Genomic DNA, 19,628 nt, shown 5'->3' on the forward strand with positions numbered 1-19,628 from the left:
TCTAAAATTTGATATAATATGTTCTATAGTATCTGTGCCCTGATTAAGCTCTTTATTTAAAAGAATTTTTTTGGTTAAAGTTTTATCTTATTATTCTATTCTTAAACCACTATTCCTCTAAAAATATCTATAATAACTATTGGATAGGGCTGATTGCCTTGCATGCTTCTATGCTACACGATACGATAATAAGCCAAGACGACCATATCCGCTTAACGGTATTAACAGAAAACTGTCTTGGTGTTAGGCCAACGATTGATTGATTTTTTGTCAGTCGCTTAAACTATATATAAAGACAGTATCTATAACCATATCAGCAAACTCGTTAGGATAAATACCTACCTATGAATGATACCCAAGACGATCTAATCTTACGGCAGCGGCAAGTGCAGCAGCGTCAGATTTTGGCGATGATGGGTATTGAGCAGTGGGTGCAACCGAGCTCGCCAACAATAAGTATGGCCAACATTCCAGCGCCGACCGTACAGCAACCAGTGGAAGATCAACAACCAATATCTGAGTTAGACGTTGAGCACGCAAGCTTTGAGCCTAAAGCGCCTATGCAAGATACGCCGACTATTATTGGCGATTATGAGCACACTGTTCCTATTGATACTGACATATCCGATGGACATAAGTCTACAATAGATACCGCTGAAAGCAGTACAATAAAAGCCCCCGTCGCCCCCGATAATCAGGTTGTCACGCAAACAGTTGCGCAGCAGTGGGTAGAACCGCTAGTAGAGACAGTCACATCGTCTATCAGCGATGTAGCATTAACAGCACCAGATAATACAGTTAAAAATAATAATAACAACAGCCTAAATAAAGTTGCCCCGTTTGATTTGCAAGGCGGGCGTTATGGCAATTGGGTACTACTGATCGATATCCAAGCACTAAATAATGACAGCCAAAAATTATGGCAAAATATCACCCAAGCGTTATCTTTATCGTGCGAGACCAGCTCTTTTCCCATTTGCGCGGGTATGGATACCACTGAGTTAGCAAACGCTAGCTTTGCCGGATATATCTTTAAGATTGGTAGAAGTGAAGAAGTGCTCATTGCAGCATTGACCGCGTTGCCTGACGGTATTGAGCATCCAAATCTTACCTCTGTGCCCACATTAAATGAGATGCTAACTGATAGCCATCTCAAGAAGCAGTTTTGGCACCAGCTGTCCAAGCAAGATTAAAATCTAGAGAGTTTTTTGAATGATGGCTTATTACTTGATGGTTAAGTAATAAATGTAAGATTGATTTTGACACGTTTTAAGATAAAATTGAGATAACAACGCTTACTCCCTTGTATTTAGGACAAATATCATGACCACCAAATCCGCACCGCATCGTCTTCCTAATTTTTGTGCTGGGCCTGCTACTATGCCTACTGAAGTGCTGATGCGCGCCCAAGATGAACTGCTCGATTGGCAAGGTCGCGGCCTATCAGTAATGGAAATGAGCCATCGTAGCAAAGACTATATGGCTATCACTGCAAAGGCTGAAACTCAGCTACGCTCACTAATGGAAATTCCAGATAATTATAAAGTACTGTTTCTGCAAGGCGGTGCAAGTTTACAGTTTTCAGCAATTCCATTGAATTTATTGAATGGCGGGCGCGCCGATTATCTGACTACAGGTGCATGGTCTGGTAAAGCGATCAAAGAAGCGCAGCGTTATGCTAATTTAGGTTTGGGTGATATTAACCTCGTAGCAACGGGCAAAGACAATAATTTTACTGATGTTCCCGTACCAAGCGATTGGAATATTAGCGATGATGCTGCTTATTTCCATTACTGCGCCAATGAGACCATTCACGGTCTACAAATATTTGAGCCCCCAGTAGTGAATGCACCGCTGATCGTTGATATGTCATCATGTATCTTATCGCAGCCGATAGATGTCTCTAAGTTTGGGATGATCTACGCTGGTGCGCAAAAGAATATCGGTCCTGCGGGATTGGTGATTATTATCATTCGTGACGATTTATTAGGGCAGGCCAGTGAGTGGTGCCCGATGCTCCTTAACTATGAGCATCAAGCAGAGAAAGAGTCAATGTCTAATACGCCGGCGACTTATTCTTGGTATTTAGCCGGCTTGGTGTTTGACTGGCTTGAGCAGCAAGGTGGGGTTGCTGCTATTGGTAAAATAAATCAGCAAAAAGCAGCGCTATTGTATGACACCATTGATAATAGTGCGTTCTACCACAATCCAGTGGCCCATAAGTATCGCTCTATTATGAACGTGCCATTTACCTTAGCAGACAATAGCTTGGATAAAGAATTCTTGATGCAGTCAGAAAAAGCAGGGCTGCTTAATCTAAAAGGTCATCGTGACGTTGGTGGTATGCGCGCTAGTATTTATAATGCCGTACCGCTTGAATGGGTACAGTTGTTGGTAGACTTTATGCTAGAATTTGAAAAAAAGTATGGCTAAGCTGATAAGTACCCTGGAAGCAATTTTTGCTTAAATAAAAAAGGCGCAGCTGATAATAGTTGCGCCTTTTTTATTTGAATATATTTCATAGAAGCCTATTACCGCAAAGCATTAGGTTAAAAAAGTTAAGTTTGTTATGATAAAATTTTGTAACTTTAATGTTTTTAGCTATTTTGAGGTATTTGTCGCTATTTTAAGTCAGTACATAAATGAGTCAAGTGCATAGGTTTGCTATAACGCCGATTATGATAAAGAAGCCATGATAGAAAAGTTATGATAAAAAATGCCATGTTGAAAATCGTCTTGCTTTGTGCGGCTACTGGCTGGGTGCCTATCACTATGGCTGCGCCTATAACCACTACTGCGCTCGGGCATAACAGTTCTGCCGAGTATATTAATGCGCCTTATATGCCGTATGCCAATCCTAACGCCCCAACTGGCGGCACTTTATCCTTAGACGCACGCGGCACTTTTAATAGTGCCAATAAATGGATGACCACTGGTGTGGCGATGATTGGCACTGATTATCTGTATGACACTTTGATGACTGGCTCCTTAAATGAAGCCTTCACTATGTATCCGCAGTTGGCAAGCAAAGTTACTTATGATCCTAACGATAGTAGCTGGATTATTTACCATATTAATCCTGCTGCGCGCTTTTGGGATGGCTCGCCGGTTACCAGTAGCGATGTTAAAGCAACTTATGAGGCGCTATTGACTAAAGGGCCGATGTTTATTCGCAGCTATTTAGGCGATATTAAAGCCATACAAACGATTGATAAGCAGCAAGTAAAATTCATCTTTGCCTCTGATGACAATAAAGAGATTCTTCTAACGGTCGGACAGTTTCCTATTTTCGCTAAATCTTCTATCGATGCCAATTTTGAAAAGATTAGCCTAACACCGCTAATGGGAAGTGGGCCTTATAAGTTAGGAGATGTCGAAGCAGGGCGAGCAGTCAGTTATGTGCGTGATCCTGATTACTGGGGACGTGATTTGATGGTCAATCGCGGTCGTTATAATTTTGATATGATTAAGTTTGTTTATTATCAAAGTGATGAGATTGCCTTTGAGGGTTTTAAATCTGGCCAATACCGCTTTCGTCCTGAGAATAAAGCATCTAACTGGGCGACGGGCTATAACTTCCCTGCGGTTACCGCTGGACTGATTAATAAAGAAGCCATCAAAAGTCAGAATCCAGTGCCGATGCAAGGTTTAATTATGAATATGCGGCGGCCAATTTTTCAAGATATTCGGGTTCGCCAAGCACTTACCGCTGCTTATGATTTTGAATGGATGAATAAGACTTTGTTCCATGATCAATATGAGCGTTTGCAAAGCTTCTTTCATGGCTCAGAGCTGGCAGCGACTGGCAAGCCATCAACGACTGAGATGCAAGTTTTAACGCCTTTGTTATCTGAGCTTGAGCCTATTCAGCGCCAAGCGGTATTAGATGAATGGCAGCTGCCAACCAGTGATGGGGGCGGCTTTAATCGTCAAGGATTACTAAAAGCGCGACAATTATTATTAGATGCTGGATTTTATTATGATGATATGAAGTTATATCAGCCTGATGGTGCGCCTGCCCAAATTGAAATTCTGATGACCGGTGATACAATGGGCCGTGTATTATTGCCTTATATTCGTAATATAAAGCGCCTAGGGTTTGATGCAAAATTACGCCAAGTCGATGGGCCACAATATTACGAACGGCTGCGTAGCTTTGATTATGATATGACGGTTGATGTGTTTGCGCAGAGTCTGTCGCCTGGAGCGGAACAAGCGGCCTTTTGGGGCAGTGTCGCTGCTGACGAAGCGGGTAATAACAATACGATTGGTATCAAAAACGTGGCGATTGATAAGGTAGTGGCAGCACTTAGTGACGCTGAGAGTCGTGATGAGATTGTTTTATACACTCACGTGCTGGACCGTCTGCTGCGTGCTGGATATTATTTAGTACCGCTATATGGTAAATCCGAGACCAACGTTGCTTATTGGAATCAATATCGCCATGCCAAAAAACTGCCTACTAACGCAGTTGGTATTGACTACTGGTGGGTTGATAAAGAGGCGGCTGCGCGTGTCGATAAATATTTGGGCCGATAAAGTAGACGATTGTTTTATTGCTAGTGCTTTAAAATAAGCAGATTCTTTGAATAGCAGCTCTTTTAGATCTCCCACATTAAAAATAAAGATAACTTTCAATAAGGATTTAATATGACTATTCGTATTCACCCGATTAAAGCGTTCAATGATAATTATATTTGGACCTTGATTAATAAGAATAATAAACAGGCTATTATCATTGACCCCGGGCAAGCAGCGCCCGTCATCGAATACCTAGAGGCAGAAGGGTTGGAGATGATAGCGATTTGGACGACCCATCACCATCATGACCATATTGGCGGGGTTGCTGAGCTACAAGAGCACTTCCCCATGACTCATCTGGTTGCACACAGTGAACATAATGTAGATGAAGACCAAACCATTAAAGACGGTAGCATAGTAAACGCTTGGGGCTGTTCCGCACAAGTATGGGATGTCTCAGGCCATACTGCCAGCCATATGGCCTATATCCTAGATATTGACGGGCACAAGCATTGTTTTTGCGGTGATACGTTGTTTAGTGGCGGCTGTGGTCGGGTTTTTACCGGTACTATCGAACAGTTATACGCCAGCTTTGAGCGTTTAAGCAATTTGTCAGATGAGGCTCTGTTTTATCCAGCGCACGAATATACTGCCAGTAACTTGCGCTTTGGTTTGTCTATCGAACCTGGAAACGTAGCCATGCAGCAAGCCTTGATACAGGCCGAAGAGAAAACAAATCAAGGCATTCCCACGTTGCCAGTAACGGTAGCGCACGAACGTGAGGTTAATGTGTTTTTACGAGCCGATGAGCCCAGTGTGATAGCAGGGGTCGCCTCTAAAATGAAACTTGACGATGAGAAGCCGCTAACGATATTTGCGGCATTACGCGAACTCAAAAATAATTTTTAAATAATGCTGTTATCACGCTCTTTTACACCGACATTGCATTTTAGGAAGTTGCCATCATGGGCCGTTATATATTAAAAAGACTGCTATTGATATTACCGACGCTATTCTTAATCTTGCTGGCGAACTTTGTGATTGTGCAAGCCGCCCCAGGTGGTCCGGTTGAGCAACAGTTGGCACTTATTGAACAAGGGGCCAAAGATAATGCGCTCGGTAGCAATATTGGTGCTGGTAGCGCTGGTGGTAATGACAGTACTTATCAAGGTACGCGGGGTCTATCAGAGGAGATGGTGGCGGCTATCAATGCCCAATACGGTTTTGATAAATCCGCTCCTGAGCGCTTTTGGTTAATGCTAAAGAATTACGCGCGCCTAGATTTTGGCGAGTCATTCTTTAAAGGGCAGCCCGTTACGGAGTTGATTGTAGAAAAGCTACCCGTGTCTATCTCGCTTGGGCTGTGGAGTACGCTGCTTATTTATTTAATCGCTATTCCATTAGGTGTTTATAAAGCCATGCATCATGGGTCAGCCATTGATAAAGCGACTGCCATGCTACTTGCGGTTGGACACGCGATACCGGTGTTTGTATTTGCGGTAATACTGTTGGTGTTTTTTGCTGGTGGTAGTTATTGGCATATTTTCCCACTACAAGGACTGACCTCAGAAAATTTCGACCAATTATCAGCGCTGGGCAAGATTAAGGATTACTTTTGGCATTTGGCATTACCGCTGCTGGCAAGTACGGTCGGGGGCTTTGCAGGGCTGACTTATTTGACTAAATTTAGCTTTTTAGAAGAATTAGGTAAGCAATATGTGCTTACGGCGCGCGCCAAAGGTTTAGGGGAGCGGCAAGTATTATATGGCCATGTATTTCGAAATGCGATGCTGATTATTATTGCCGGTATACCAGCCGCTATCGTTGGTATATTCTTTGCCGGTAACTTCTTAATTGAGATTATTTTTAAGCTTGATGGGCTAGGGTTGTTAGGCTTTGAGGCCATTCAGCAGCGCGATTATCCGGTAATATTTGGTACGTTATTTATCTTTACTTTATTAGGATTATTATTACAGCTTATCAGTGATTTAAGCTATCACTTAATCGATCCGCGTATTGATTTTGAGGGGCGCTAATGTCAACTCATCATACCTCCGTTAATACTGAATCTTCAAACCCTGACTCTCTCAATACGCAGTCATCTCATTCTAAACCACCACCTGTGCCAAAATCTAACCTATCTAAACAAAAAAAGCACCGCTTAAATCCTGTCTGGCAAGCGCGTCTCAATCGTTTTCGCCATAATCGCCTTGGGGTTATATCGCTAGTTATTTTTACCATCGTTTTTGTGATTTGTATGGCGGCAAATGTAATCGCCAACGACAAGCCACTATTGGTGCAGTATCAAGGCGATTATTATACTCCGGTGTTAAAAGCTTATCCTGAAACCATGTTTGGCGGCATATTCGAAACCGAGACCAACTATAAAGATCCAGCGGTACAAGAATTAATTAATGCGCAGGGCTATTATGTGATGCCGCTCATCCCGTTTGCTGACCAAACGCCCAACGTTGAGCTGGGGATTCCGTATCCAGCTGCGCCCAACGCTCAAAATTGGTTGGGTACCGATGATATGGGACGTGATGTATTGGCAAGAATACTTTATGGCATGCGGGTATCACTATTGTTTGGACTGGCGTTAACCATAGCCGGAGCGATTATTGGTATTATTATCGGGGCGATTCAAGGCTATTACGGCGGTTGGGTTGATTTGGCAGGCCAGCGTTTTATGGAAGTATGGGGTGGGATGCCGCAGCTCTTCATGATCATTATCTTAGTCAGCTTGTTTAGCCCCAGTATCACTGTGCTATTTGCGTTGATGTTGTTATTTGGCTGGATGGGACTGGTTGGCTTGGTTCGAGCAGAATTTTTGCGTGCACGGAATTTTGATTATGTTCGAGCGGCACGCAATCTTGGTGTTTCAGACCGTCAAATTATGCTTCGGCACATTTTGCCCAATGCCTTAGCGTCGAGCTTATCGCAGCTGCCATTTATTTTGACCGCCAATATTATTGCACTGACTGCGCTGGACTTCTTAGGGTACGGTCTACCGCCTGGCTCGCCATCACTGGGTGAGTTAATGGTACAAGGAAAAAACAACCTTGATGCCCCGTGGCTTGCGTTGTCAGGATTCTTTAGTTTGACTTTTATTTTATCGCTGCTCATTTTCATTGGGGAAGCGCTGCGTGACGCGTTTGATCCAAGGCGTTCCTAATATGACTATAAAAACGACAACTACTACAACAAACACTGCAAATGATGAACAGCATCGAAGCAGCCTTAATCAACAAAACAAGGTTAACCTGCCAAACGAAGCAATCTTGATGGTCGATAACTTAAGTATTGTCACTCAAGCAGGGATGGTATTGGTTGATAAGCTGTCCTACCAGCTAAAAAAAGGTCAAACGCTGGCGATTGTTGGTGAATCTGGATCGGGTAAATCGATTGCCAGCTTGGCATTGTTAGGATTACTACCGGAGAGTCTCACCGTTAGCGGAAATGTGCAGCTAGAAGGAATAGGTGGATTATCGATTGCTAATGGTAGTAATAGTAGTAGCGCCCGAAATAGGTCACTGAAAGCCATTCGTGGTCAGCGTATTGGCATGGTATTTCAAGAACCGATGACCGCGCTCAATCCCTTACATACGGTCGCCAAACAAATTTCTGAATCCCTATGTTTAAGCGGCGTGCCCAAAAAGCAGTGGCTAAAGAAAAGTATTGCACTGTTGAATGATGTCAATATCACCGATCCTACTGATAAGCTAAATCGCTATCCGCATGAGCTGTCAGGTGGTCAGCGTCAGCGGGTGATGATTGCGATGGCATTAGCGCAGCAACCGGATATTTTAGTTGCCGATGAGCCCACCACCGCGCTTGATGTAACCTTACAGCATGAAATTTTAGCGCTATTAAATAATCTTAAGCGTGAGCATAATATGGCGATGATTTTAATCAGCCATGACCTCAACCTGGTACGGCATTATAGTGACGATATCATCGTCATGCGTCAAGGACAGACGATTGAGCAAGGCAGTACCTCTATCATTTTTAGCCAACCTAAAGCGGACTACACTCGTACCTTAATGCAGCAGAACTTTGGCGCCGCTCTTGATATAGCTGATATTGCGCCTAAAGACAGTCATGTTCCAGTGCTAGAAGTGAAGAATTTGCAGGTACTATTTTCTATAGAAAAAAGCTTATTTGGCAGTACTAAGCACTGGTTTGATGCGGTAAAAGATGTGGATATGACGCTACAGACAGGGCAGGCATTGGGTATCGTTGGCGAGTCTGGTTCAGGAAAAACCACTATCGCCCTTGCTTTAAGTCAGCTGCTAAGTAATAACGCGCGCGTGAATGGACAAATAATTGTTAGTGGACAAGATATCTCGGCATTATCTAAAAATGAGTTACGCAAGTTTCGTGCGCAGATTCAAATGGTGTTTCAAGACCCATTTGCCAGTATCAATCCACGTATGACGGTACTACAAATCATCGAAGAAGGACTGCTAGTACGAGGTGTCAATAAGGTAGCGCGTCAGCAAGCCGTAATGGATAGCCTTGCAACCGTCCATCTACCGGCTGAATTTATTCAGCGCTATCCACATGAGCTTTCAGGCGGACAACGCCAGCGGGTAGCGCTTGCGCGGGCTTTAGTCATGCAGCCACGACTATTGATTTTAGATGAGCCAACTTCTGCGCTTGATAGTACCACGCAAGTGACAGTCGTTAATTTGCTGCGAGAAATACAACAGAAATTGCAGATAAGTTACGTGTTTATCAGTCATGATCTAAAAGTCGTACGTGCCTTATGTCAGCATATTATGGTATTAAAAGATGGTAGTTGTGTGGAGTCGGGACCTACCGAGGATATCTTTAATAATCCGCAGCATCCTTACGCCAAGCGTTTATTACAAGCCAGCATAATAGCCTAAGTAATAAATAATTAAACCCTTACGTCTCTTCTGAAAAATAGCATGATTAATTTAAAATAAGTAGACTTACGAATTTCACTTGCTATAGTATTTGCACTTACATTCCTTTACACGTTTACCTTCAAATATAAATGCTTGCCGTAGCAACCAAATTAGGCTTAGATTGGTGATCGCATGCCGAAACGGTGAAGTGTCAGTAGGACCTATTTACTGTACGCAATCGGCTTAAGAATGGTATCGAATCTATATTGTCATTATCTTTAGCCGATTGAAAAATAGTACAGAATGTTGTAAATACCTAACAGTTTGGGAACGTTTCGGTGATACCTAAGAGTTACGATGGTTACATGAAATTACTCTTAGGAACTCTTTATGAAACGCAAAATACTAATGGATTTCAAAATACAGGCTAAAGTTGTTGGTACCGTTATACTGGCGAGCAGTGCTTTTTACGTAGGCTGTGCTTCTACTGAAAATAGTCCTACTGTGCAAACCTCTACTGTTGATAATCCCTATGCGCCCACAGATTCGAAACTGGCCGTAGCGACGCTGGCCGGTGGTTGTTTCTGGTGCGTAGAATCAGGTTATGAGAAGATTCCTGGTGTGGTAGAAGTGGTTTCCGGTTATGCCGGTGGTCAGACTGAAAATCCAACCTATAGCTCGGTGTCAGCAGGTGGTACTGGCTATACCGAAGCCGCTCAAGTGTATTATGATCCGCAAAAAATTACTTATGATGGCATACTGCAAGCGCTGTGGCGAATTGCAGATCCAACCGATGACAAAGGTCAGTTTGTAGATCGCGGTACCCAGTATCGTCCTGCTATTTTCTATAACAATCAGGAAGAAAAGCAAAAAGCGGAAGCCGCTAAGCAATCCTTGCAAGAATCTGGTGTGTACGATAAGCCAGTAGTGATCGAGATTGTTCCTGCTAGCACCTTCTACCCAGCGGAAGAATATCATCAAGATTATTATAAAAAGAACCCATTGCGCTACAAGTATTATACTTTTAACTCTGGGCGCTACCAGTTTATCGAAAGCGTGTATGGTAAAGATTATGAGCTAGATTTTAGTCAGTTCAAACCTACCGCTGATAGTGCACAGCAGGAGGTCTCAGGGAAAAATTCAAACGCCAAAGTAGGCGCAGGCTTTAATCCAGATACGTTTGTAAAGCCAGGAAAAGCAGAACTGAAAAAGTCACTTAGCGACATGCAATATAAAGTTACTCAGGAAGACGGTACCGAGCGTGCTTTCAAAAACGCCTATTGGGATAACAAAGAGCCTGGGCTTTATGTAGACGTAATATCAGGTGAACCGCTATATTCCTCTCGTGACCAGTTTAAGTCTGGAACTGGCTGGCCGAGCTTTATCCGTCCGTTAGGCGCTGACATGGTAGTTGAAAAGGCAGATCAAGGTTTCTTTTCGACCCGCACTGAAATTCGTAGCCGCTACGCTGATTCGCACGTGGGTCACGTATTCGATGACGGCCCAGCACCCACAGGCAAGCGCTATTGCATGAACTCAGCGGCAATGCGCTTCATTCCGCTGGCGCAGATGGAAAAAGAAGGTTACGGTAACTGGATCAGCGAAGTAAAAACTGCTGGCTAACGCTGCTCTACTAAAATTAAAAATTGCTCACTACTGTCTAAATGGCATAGTGAGCAATTTTTTTGTATAATGTATAAACATTGCTATTTAGTTATTAAATGTGTTTATTTAATGGTATTTGTGTAATATAATTATCAAAATGTATACTTTTAGTTAATTTAAAATTTAAGGTTTTTAGCGTCTGAAACTCGCAGTGTTTAAAGCTACATCAAGGAGCATAAGTTATGTTAAAAAATTATGGAATCCAATTCTAGTTACACCTGCTAATAAGGAAATGCATAAATTAGGTAAGAAGGCATCTTATTTAGCAATCAGTATGCTGGCAGTTAGCGGAATATATCTAACGACAGAGTCTGCAATGGCAGTAGATTCTTGCTCGCTAGATCCGTGGATGTGTGGATTCCCAGGTCCTATGGGTCCTGCTGGTATAGATGGCGACAAAGGCGATCAAGGTATTCAAGGTGAAATTGGCGCTAAAGGTGATACTGGAGTCAAAGGTGACAAAGGCGATACTGGACTAACTGGTATTCAAGGCGTACAAGGTAAAATTGGCGCTAAAGGTGATACTGGAGTCAAAGGTGACAAAGGCGATACTGGACTAGCTGGTGCTCAAGGTATTCAAGGCGTACAAGGTGAAATTGGCGCTAAAGGTGATACTGGAGTCAAAGGTGACAAAGGTGATACTGGACTAACTGGTGTTCAAGGTGATAAAGGCGATACTGGTCTGACTGGTGCTCAAGGTGAAGCAGGTAAGGATGTTAATATCAGTGTAGCTGTACAGACCTCTAATAGTACGGATACACCAGCCCAAGCTATCGGCCAAGATTCTATAGCGATTGGTAATGGTGCATTAGCTGAAGGCAGTCAATCCATTAGTATTGGTGTCGGTAACATAGTAACGGGTCAAAATTCGGGTGCGCTTGGTGATCCAAGCACCGTAAGTGGTTCGGGTAGCTATAGCTTTGGTAATAATAATACCGTAACAGGCAATAACACGGTAGTTGTAGGAAACGAAATCAGTACCGCAGTCAATAATGCAGTAGTTGTAGGAAGTAATTCAACTTCAAGTCGTGATAATACAGTATCAGTTGGGGCAGTAGGTAGTGAACGTCAAGTAATTAATGTGGCTGAGGGCACACAGAACACAGATGCGGTCAATGTCAAACAGTTGAATACAGCAAGAGTCAACGCAGTGTCTGATGCTAACGCCTATACTGATAACAAATATGACATTTTGAATAGCAGCTTTCAGAATTATTCTAATGGCGTAAATCGTCGGGTTGATGATGTAGAAAAAACAGCCAATAGTGGCGTGGCCATTTCTTTAGCAACACAACAGGCTATCCCTAATCTTAAACCAGGCAATGTTGCTGTTTTTGGTGGTATGGGTCATTACGAGGGTGAAAGTGCTTTAGCTATTGGTGCCGCTACAATGTTAGATAATGGTCGCACGTCAGTCAGTGGTGCATTTGGTTTTGCTGATTCAAAGTTCGGTGGCCGAGTTGGTATGTCTTACATATTTGGTCAATAATAGTTTTATTGATTTAGTCTTTTATCTCAACCTGTCGTAGCCATACGGCAGGTTTTTTCACGAAGTCTAACCATACTCTATGACTTTCTTCTTATATTGGGATTGCTATGGTGGTCTCACCCACTGCTTATCGACTAAAGCATTATTGCATCGAGCATAGCTATAGTAGTAGGAACTCCCTCCGTTTAGGAAGGGGAGGAAGTCAACTACTTTATGCTTAGCATCTAGTGTTTCTCTTATTGTTTGTAATAATTATCAATGGAATCGACAGAAGTTATTTCACACCCTACAAAAGCGACTCCAAAAGAACAGCTTCGCGTTAATCACTCTAACCCACAAGAACTTATATCTGCATTCATATCTTTCGCAAATACAGAAAAAAGTTGGTGCACAGTGATTAAGGGTAATAAACTCAGTATTGAAGCGTGAAGCGTGAAGCGTGAAGCGGACTTTTTGTAGCCAACCACTGCTACTGTTACTGTTGTTTGTTTTGCCGGTGCTGAAGGTATTGAATACAAATGGAATATCAACGGCAAACCTATTATGATGACTATTCGCAGTAAAATTTGTAAAGGTGATAATGCTAATGAGCATGAATCTACTGCGACATTAAGCTATGAATGAAGGTAACCCTTATCAGGGTTGTGCTGTTACTGGGGCAATTAAAATTGCTCCCACACAAAAAGCACGCTATATAATAAATAGCGCGCTTTTTGCTGATTTCAATCTGCTGACTTTAGACTGTCTATTTTAAAGGTTAGTGCTCGTCGTTATCTGCCGATTTAGGGTTAGTCATTGGCGTGGTGCCGGTTTGGCGAGCGGCCATCCGATCGTTGGCTGCTTGCACTGCCTTTTCGACTTGGGCATAGTCCGAATGCCGCACGTCCTGTCCACTAATCGAGTTAATCACTAACTCTGCTACGTTTTGTGCATGATCGCCAATACGTTCAAGGGCTCGCAATACCCACATAATATTAATGACTTTAGACACATGCTTTGAGTCCTCCATGATATAAGTCATCAAAGAACGCAGAGCAGACTGATATTCATCATTTACCAGAGTATCATTACGCATGACTTCAAACGCTTGTTCAGCGTTCGAGCGACTAAAGGCTTCTAGGGCATTATGAACCATTAAGCGAACTTGATTGCTCAAATGCTGAACCTCGGCGTAACCGCACGGTGCATTGCCTTGTGCCGTGATTTTAATGGCCATCTGTGCGATCTTGACCGCTTCATCACCAATACGCTCTAGATCAACCACCCCTTTACTGATGGCCATTACTAAGCGTAAATCGCTAGCAGCCGGCTGGCGTTTGGCAACCAACAATAAAATATGTTCGTCCAGCTCCATTTCCATACGGTTGATATCAAAGTCCATATCAATGACTTCTTGTGCCATCGCTTTGTTTTTATCAGTGAGGGCATGAATCGCCTTTGCCACTTGACTGGCAGCGCTTTCACCCATGTATAAAAATAACCGAATGGCTTCATCAAGATCTTGATCAAAACTTTTAGAGATATGCTTATCATTTTTCATAGGACGTACTCCCTGACATTGAGATACTGGCGGCATAGCAAGACGATGGAATCGAACATTGTTTGATGGTTCGAACCCCAGTTGCTGATATACTTTTTCTAATCCTAAAAACTCTGAATCATCCTTCACAATTATTGCTCATAACAGTCACTCTAAATAGGTACTCTAAACAGCCACTTGAAAGAATAAATAAGAATCGTTTTGCGGTTTAACCCAAATTCATCCTAATGTTCGTTGTATGAATCCTAAGCCAATCGTGATTAACCATAACGACCAGTAATATAATCTTCAGTCGCTCTTTGGGCAGGTTTGGTAAATATTTGATCGGTCTCACCCATCTCAATCATATCGCCCAAATACATATAGACCGTATAGTCTGATACCCGCGCCGCTTGTTGCATGTTATGGGTCACGATAGCGATGGTATAGTCCGTTTTTAAATCTTCAATCAAATCTTCAATGGCCCCTGTAGAGATGGGATCAAGGGCTGAAGTCGGCTCATCGAGTAATAGCACCTCAGGCTTGGTGGCGATACTACGAGCGATACACAAGCGTTGCTGCTGCCCGCCCGATAAGGACAGTCCTGATGCTTTAAGTTTGTCTTTAACTTCAAGCCATAAAGCAGACTTTTTAAGTGCCCACTCAACGCGGTCATTAAGCTCAGATTTGCTGAGCTTCTCATATAGGCGGACCCCAAAGGCGACGTTATCGTAAATTGACATGGGAAACGGAGTCGGCTTTTGAAAGACCATGCCGACTTGTGCCCGTAGCAAGTTGACATCGATATCTTTACCTAAGATGTTTTTTCCATCGATATTAATGCGGCCTTCTGCACGCATACCCGGATATAGATCATACATACGATTAAAGGTACGCAAAAGCGTCGACTTGCCGCAGCCTGAAGGACCAATAAATGCGGTGACTTTTTTATCAGGAATATCAATATTGATATTTTTGAGGGCTTTAAAATCGCCATAATAAAAACTTAAATCACGAATTTCTATTTTTGTAGGGGGCATGTTTTTAGGGATATCAGCGATTGTCTGCTTGGTAAAGCTTGTTGCATCTGGCTGATTCATTTGCGCAGCAGTTGAGATAGGTTGTGCTAATAAGTTGCCTTCTGTCGTATTGACTGCTGTCTTATTGGCATTATCAACAGCGGTTTTTGTAGAGGCTTTATTTATGACGTCATTCATAATTTTATCCAACCTAGCTTAATTATATTTAATATAAATTTAAGAAAATGAGTGCTGCCTTATCAATTTGGTATTGGTATTTATTTAGTGTTGTTTCTGCCACCAATATAGCGCGCCAAAATATTCAACATCAATACCGATAAGGTGATCAATAGGGCGGCAGCCCATGCTAATGTATGCCAGTTATCATAGGGACTCATCGCAAACTGATAGATGGTATTGGGTAAGTTAGCGATAGGCTGACTCATGTCGGTACTAAAATATTGGTTGTTGAGGGCGGTAAATAGTAAAGGCGCGGTCTCACCAGTAATTCTGGCAAAGGCTAGAAGTACGCCTGTGGTCAGACCCGCTTTGGCAGCCTTAATAGTGACTTTGGTCACCAACTGCCATTTTGGCGTTCCCAAAGCATAAGCTGCTTCGCGAAGGGTATTCGGGACTAGATTGAGCATATTTTCAGTAGTTCGAACCACCACAGGGATTACAATGAGCGCTAATGCTACCGCGCCTGCCCAACCAGAAAAGTTGCTGCCTTTAACCATAAGCGCATAAACAAAGAGACCAATGACAATGGACGGTGCCGATAACAAAATGTCATTTAAGAACCGCGTCACTTTGCCAAGCATACTGCCATGGGAAAACTCAGACAAATAAATACCGGTCATCAGCCCGATAGGCGCCCCGATAAATAAACCTGAAAATGCCAACATGATTGAACCAACAATAGCGTTGCGTAGTCCGCCCTCAATCATGGGTGGCGGTGTATCGGCGACAAAGATTGGCAACTGCACCAAACCTTGAAAGCCTTCCATAAATAGCGTCACTAAAATCCAAAATAACCAAAACAACCCAAAAGTCATCGCCGATAAAGCAAAGCCCAGGCCGAGTTTATTAATCCGGCGACGCTTGTTATAAAGGCTTTTGTTATAACGTCCCTCAAAACTAGTCTCGATAGGGGACGCCGCGTTTGTAGTAGGCATAAATTTATTTTCCTGTATCGTCTTAGCTAATATGAATAGCTGTCGAAATCTATTAATTACCTGCTTTATGATCTAGACGCATCAACATTAATTTAGCGATGGATAGTACAATAAAGGTAATGACAAACAAGATTAGGCCTAAATGTAGTAGTGACGCCAGATGTAGCTCACTAGAGGCTTCGGCAAATTCATTGGCCAGTGCTGAAGTAATGGTCACCCCAGAGGTGAATAAACTTGGGCTAATATTAAAGGCGTTACCGATCAAAAAAGTAACCGCCATGGTCTCACCCAGTGCTCGGCCGAGCCCTAAGATTACGCCGCCAACCACACCAGCCTTGGTATAAGGTAGGATAATCTTAAACATGACTTCCCAGGTCGTCGCGCCCATTGCATAAGCGGACTCTTTGAGTAAATCGGGTACGACTGAGAAGACATCACGCATGGTGGCGGCGATGAATGGAATAATCATGATCGCTAGCACCAGTGAGGCGGTAAACATCCCAAGCCCCATCGGTGCGCCCGTAAATAACTGACCTATTATTGGCAATGGACCTAAGTTTTCGATAAACCAAGGTTGGATGTTATTACCAAAAAATGGCGCAAATACAAATAATCCCCACATACCGTAAATGATAGAGGGGATTCCTGCTAATAGCTCGATTGCGATACCGAGTGGTTTTTTTAAGAAGCCCGGACACATCTCTGTTAAAAATATCGCAATTCCAAAGCTGACTGGAACCGCAATCACGATAGCGATTAACGACGTCACTAGGGTGCCATAGATTGGTGCCAGCGCACCGTATTCATCCGCTACCGTATCCCAGTTATTGCTGGTATAAAATCCGAGGCCAAACTCCTGAATGCTCGGCCACGCACCGACAATTAAGGAAAGTAAAATGCCGCCTAAAGACAAAAGTACTATTATTGCAAAGGCCTTAGTTGCATTGACAAATAGAGCATCGTAACGTTTTTGTTTAGCCAGCTGGGACCTTAAATCTGACATAAGCGCCTCATCATTGAATATTGTTAAGTCAAAAAGAGTAAACTGTCAGTTAAAAACATTATCATTTGATTATCGCTTACCACAGCAACCTTAAAATGGTTAAGCGGGCACAGCTATCTATTATAGCGGCTAGTATATAGCTGCTAATTGACAACTGTTAAGTAGGTTGATATAACCCATCATCTTTACCGTTAAATTTGCTGTGATAAAACCTCTCGAACCACTCTCCTTTTGGGACAGTAATCGTTCAAGAGGATTACAAGTCAACGCCTTCGGGTCAACTTAACGATATAAGAATAAATAATGACTGACAAATAAAGTTATTGGGCTGGTGTATAGACGGGTTGTCCATCACTACCTTTTACTTCATTCCACTTGTCTTTGAATAGGGCAACGGCAGTGTCAGAGAAAGGTACATAATCAAGCAATATGGCATCATCATCGCCTTGGCTGTAAGCCCAATCGAAGAAGTTCAATACGCCAGCAGCTTGCTTAGGATTCTCAGGTTGTTTGTGAACTAAGATGAAAGTCGCGGCAGCGATTGGCCACGCTTGATCAGTCTCAGAGTTGGTAATGACTTTATAAAAGCCTTCTTGTTTTGACCAGTCGATATCACCAGCAGCAGCAAATGTCTGAGCAGAAGGCTGAACGATGTTACCAGCAGCGTTTTTCAGTGCTGCATGTGACATTTTGTTTTGTTTGGCATAAGCATACTCGACATAACCGATGGAGTTTTTCATACGGTTGACGTAGCTTGCAACGCCTTCGTTACCTTTACCACCCGCTCCTGTTGCAGAAGTAGGCCATTTAACGGTCTTTTCTACACCAACCGTATCTTTCCAGTCGTTTGAGACTTTGGCTAGATAATCCGTAAAGTTGAAGGTAGTGCCCGAGCCGTCTGAACGAAATACGGTAGTGATGGACGCATTAGGAAGGGTTAGGTCTGGGTTCATAGCAGCAATAGCAGGGTCATTCCAATTACTAATTTTACCCAAATAGATATTGGCTAAAGTTTCACCATCTAATTTAAGCTCGCCTGGTTTGATACCGTCAATGTTAACAACAGGCACTACGCCGCCGATAACGGTTGGAAACTGAATAAGACCGGCTTCTTCGAGCTCTTTGGGTGTCAAAGGCGCATCAGAGGCACCAAAGTCTACTGTTTTTGATTGGATTTGTTTGATACCGCCGGAAGAACCGATTGATTGGTAGTTGACTTGACCACCGGTTGCCGCATTGTAGTCGTAAGACCATTTAGCATAGATAGGTTGTGGAAATGACGCACCTGCTCCGGTAATGGTCATCGAGACATTTTCGGCAGACTTAAAAGAGTCTGTTGGGGCAGTCGTCGTTTTAGCGGTTGTAGGGGATTGACTCACCCCTTCTGTTTCTACTACTGCAACATCATTGTTAGCAGGTTCTTTCTTATCACAAGCTGCTAGAGTAAGGGCACCGGCCACTGTTACTACAGCTAGTAATGAATAACGCATGTATATCTCCTAAGTAATATTTGATTTCGAACTAAATTCAGATAAATGGAATTAAGCACTAACAATAAAATCTTAGCTATTGATACCTTTAGCGAGGACATCTCTTGGAATGTCCAAACTACTAATGTGCGTATTGTGATTTTCGACAAGACCGTCTAATAGAACTAAAATAGACGTATTACATCAAAGTAACGAATAAAAGCTCTTAAATAATAGGGTCTCCTTATAAGATTGTTTGCTCAGTCTAAAAGTAACCCTAAACGAAATAATTATAGTGGGTAACTCAACTGACAAAGATTTATTAGTAACCTATAACCTCATGATATAAAAAAGATTATAGAAGATATATTTCACGGGCTAAATCAGACTTTTTATTTGCCTTTATGACAAATTTACAAAGAACTGAACGTAACTTGGGCACACTCTAGCATATAAATATTGCCCCTGAAAGCACATAAATATTCTTATTACAATAAAATATTCAATTCATCAAATCCGCCCAAATTTTGCTAATATAAATGTTGTTGAAGCGTGGGGTAAAAGCTACTAAAATTCATTCAAAGTCATTGTAATGACAAACGTCAGGTTAATTAAGCGGTTTGAGATATCACTTGTCGCACTTGTATAGCCAATTCACTTTAAAACGGATACAGCGTGGCTGGTAGAAATTTTTGCAGCTTCTGGAGTGGCATCGCTGCATAGCAAGCCAGAAAATTTTACCAGCTGCACGTGACTGTTAGCGTATCTATTTTATTTAGTATTAACTATAGTAGTTGGCAATACTGGGTGTAACTTTGCGTCAATTAAATGCTTTTTAGTAACTGTCAGCAAGGTACTTCACCATATACACTGAATGACTAATTCTCCAGATTT

General features: G+C 42.5%; 14 protein-coding genes. 9 read left to right on the top strand and 5 right to left on the bottom strand.

What is annotated here, in order from left to right:
• Positions 1 to 344: 344 nt before the first annotated feature.
• The 9 genes from AAEY88_RS00845 (at position 345) to AAEY88_RS00885 (ending at position 12,549) form a co-directional block, all read left to right on the top strand.
• A complete protein-coding gene (locus AAEY88_RS00845; protein WP_350557747.1) occupies positions 345 to 1,193 on the top strand; it encodes a hypothetical protein in 849 nt (282 codons plus the stop codon).
• 130 nt (positions 1,194 to 1,323) lie between these two features.
• Positions 1,324 to 2,433 (top strand): 3-phosphoserine/phosphohydroxythreonine transaminase, encoded by a 1,110-nt coding sequence (gene serC / locus AAEY88_RS00850; protein ID WP_350557749.1) that lies wholly within the window; start codon positions 1,324 to 1,326, stop codon positions 2,431 to 2,433.
• A gap of 273 nt (positions 2,434 to 2,706) precedes the next feature.
• A complete protein-coding gene (locus tag AAEY88_RS00855; RefSeq protein WP_350557750.1) occupies positions 2,707 to 4,539 on the top strand; it encodes an extracellular solute-binding protein in 1,833 nt (610 codons plus the stop codon).
• A 111-nt stretch (positions 4,540 to 4,650) separates the two neighbouring features.
• Positions 4,651 to 5,430, top strand: coding sequence for a hydroxyacylglutathione hydrolase (gene gloB, locus AAEY88_RS00860; RefSeq protein WP_350557752.1), 780 nt, complete (start codon positions 4,651 to 4,653; stop codon positions 5,428 to 5,430).
• A gap of 56 nt (positions 5,431 to 5,486) precedes the next feature.
• Positions 5,487 to 6,557 carry a microcin C ABC transporter permease YejB gene (gene yejB / locus AAEY88_RS00865; RefSeq protein WP_350557754.1) on the top strand — a complete coding sequence of 357 codons (1,071 nt, stop codon included), beginning with the start codon at positions 5,487 to 5,489 and terminating at the stop codon, positions 6,555 to 6,557.
• On the top strand, positions 6,557 to 7,696 hold the full coding sequence (locus AAEY88_RS00870) for an ABC transporter permease (protein WP_350557756.1): 1,140 nt from the start codon (positions 6,557 to 6,559) through the stop codon (positions 7,694 to 7,696). The genes yejB and AAEY88_RS00870 overlap by 1 nt, the downstream gene beginning before the upstream one ends.
• Positions 7,697 to 7,805: 109 nt before the next feature.
• Positions 7,806 to 9,413 carry a dipeptide ABC transporter ATP-binding protein gene (locus AAEY88_RS00875; protein WP_350560381.1) on the top strand — a complete coding sequence of 536 codons (1,608 nt, stop codon included), beginning with the start codon at positions 7,806 to 7,808 and terminating at the stop codon, positions 9,411 to 9,413.
• Between the two features lie 372 nt (positions 9,414 to 9,785).
• Positions 9,786 to 11,018 carry a peptide-methionine (R)-S-oxide reductase MsrB gene (gene msrB / locus AAEY88_RS00880; RefSeq protein WP_350557758.1) on the top strand — a complete coding sequence of 411 codons (1,233 nt, stop codon included), beginning with the start codon at positions 9,786 to 9,788 and terminating at the stop codon, positions 11,016 to 11,018.
• 316 nt (positions 11,019 to 11,334) lie between these two features.
• Positions 11,335 to 12,549, top strand: coding sequence for a YadA-like family protein (locus AAEY88_RS00885; RefSeq protein ID WP_350557760.1), 1,215 nt, complete (start codon positions 11,335 to 11,337; stop codon positions 12,547 to 12,549).
• 757 nt (positions 12,550 to 13,306) lie between these two features.
• Here AAEY88_RS00885 and phoU read toward each other — a convergent pair.
• The 5 genes from phoU to pstS form a co-directional block, all read right to left on the bottom strand.
• Complete coding sequence (gene phoU, locus AAEY88_RS00890; RefSeq protein ID WP_350560383.1) at positions 13,307 to 14,089, bottom strand: phosphate signaling complex protein PhoU; 783 nt, start codon at positions 14,087 to 14,089, stop codon at positions 13,307 to 13,309.
• A gap of 260 nt (positions 14,090 to 14,349) precedes the next feature.
• Complete coding sequence (gene pstB / locus AAEY88_RS00895) at positions 14,350 to 15,273, bottom strand: phosphate ABC transporter ATP-binding protein PstB (protein ID WP_407074411.1); 924 nt, start codon at positions 15,271 to 15,273, stop codon at positions 14,350 to 14,352.
• A 92-nt stretch (positions 15,274 to 15,365) separates the two neighbouring features.
• On the bottom strand, positions 15,366 to 16,262 hold the full coding sequence (gene pstA, locus AAEY88_RS00900; protein ID WP_350557762.1) for a phosphate ABC transporter permease PstA: 897 nt from the start codon (positions 16,260 to 16,262) through the stop codon (positions 15,366 to 15,368).
• 52 nt (positions 16,263 to 16,314) lie between these two features.
• Positions 16,315 to 17,265 carry a phosphate ABC transporter permease subunit PstC gene (gene pstC / locus AAEY88_RS00905; RefSeq protein WP_350557764.1) on the bottom strand — a complete coding sequence of 317 codons (951 nt, stop codon included), beginning with the start codon at positions 17,263 to 17,265 and terminating at the stop codon, positions 16,315 to 16,317.
• Between the two features lie 320 nt (positions 17,266 to 17,585).
• Positions 17,586 to 18,755, bottom strand: a complete 1,170-nt coding sequence (gene pstS, locus AAEY88_RS00910; RefSeq protein ID WP_350557766.1) for a phosphate ABC transporter substrate-binding protein PstS — start codon at positions 18,753 to 18,755, stop codon at positions 17,586 to 17,588.
• Positions 18,756 to 19,628 lie beyond the last annotated feature (873 nt).

It is taken from the genome of Psychrobacter sp. CAL346-MNA-CIBAN-0220 (assembly GCF_040309805.1).
Classification (GTDB): domain Bacteria; phylum Pseudomonadota; class Gammaproteobacteria; order Pseudomonadales; family Moraxellaceae; genus Psychrobacter.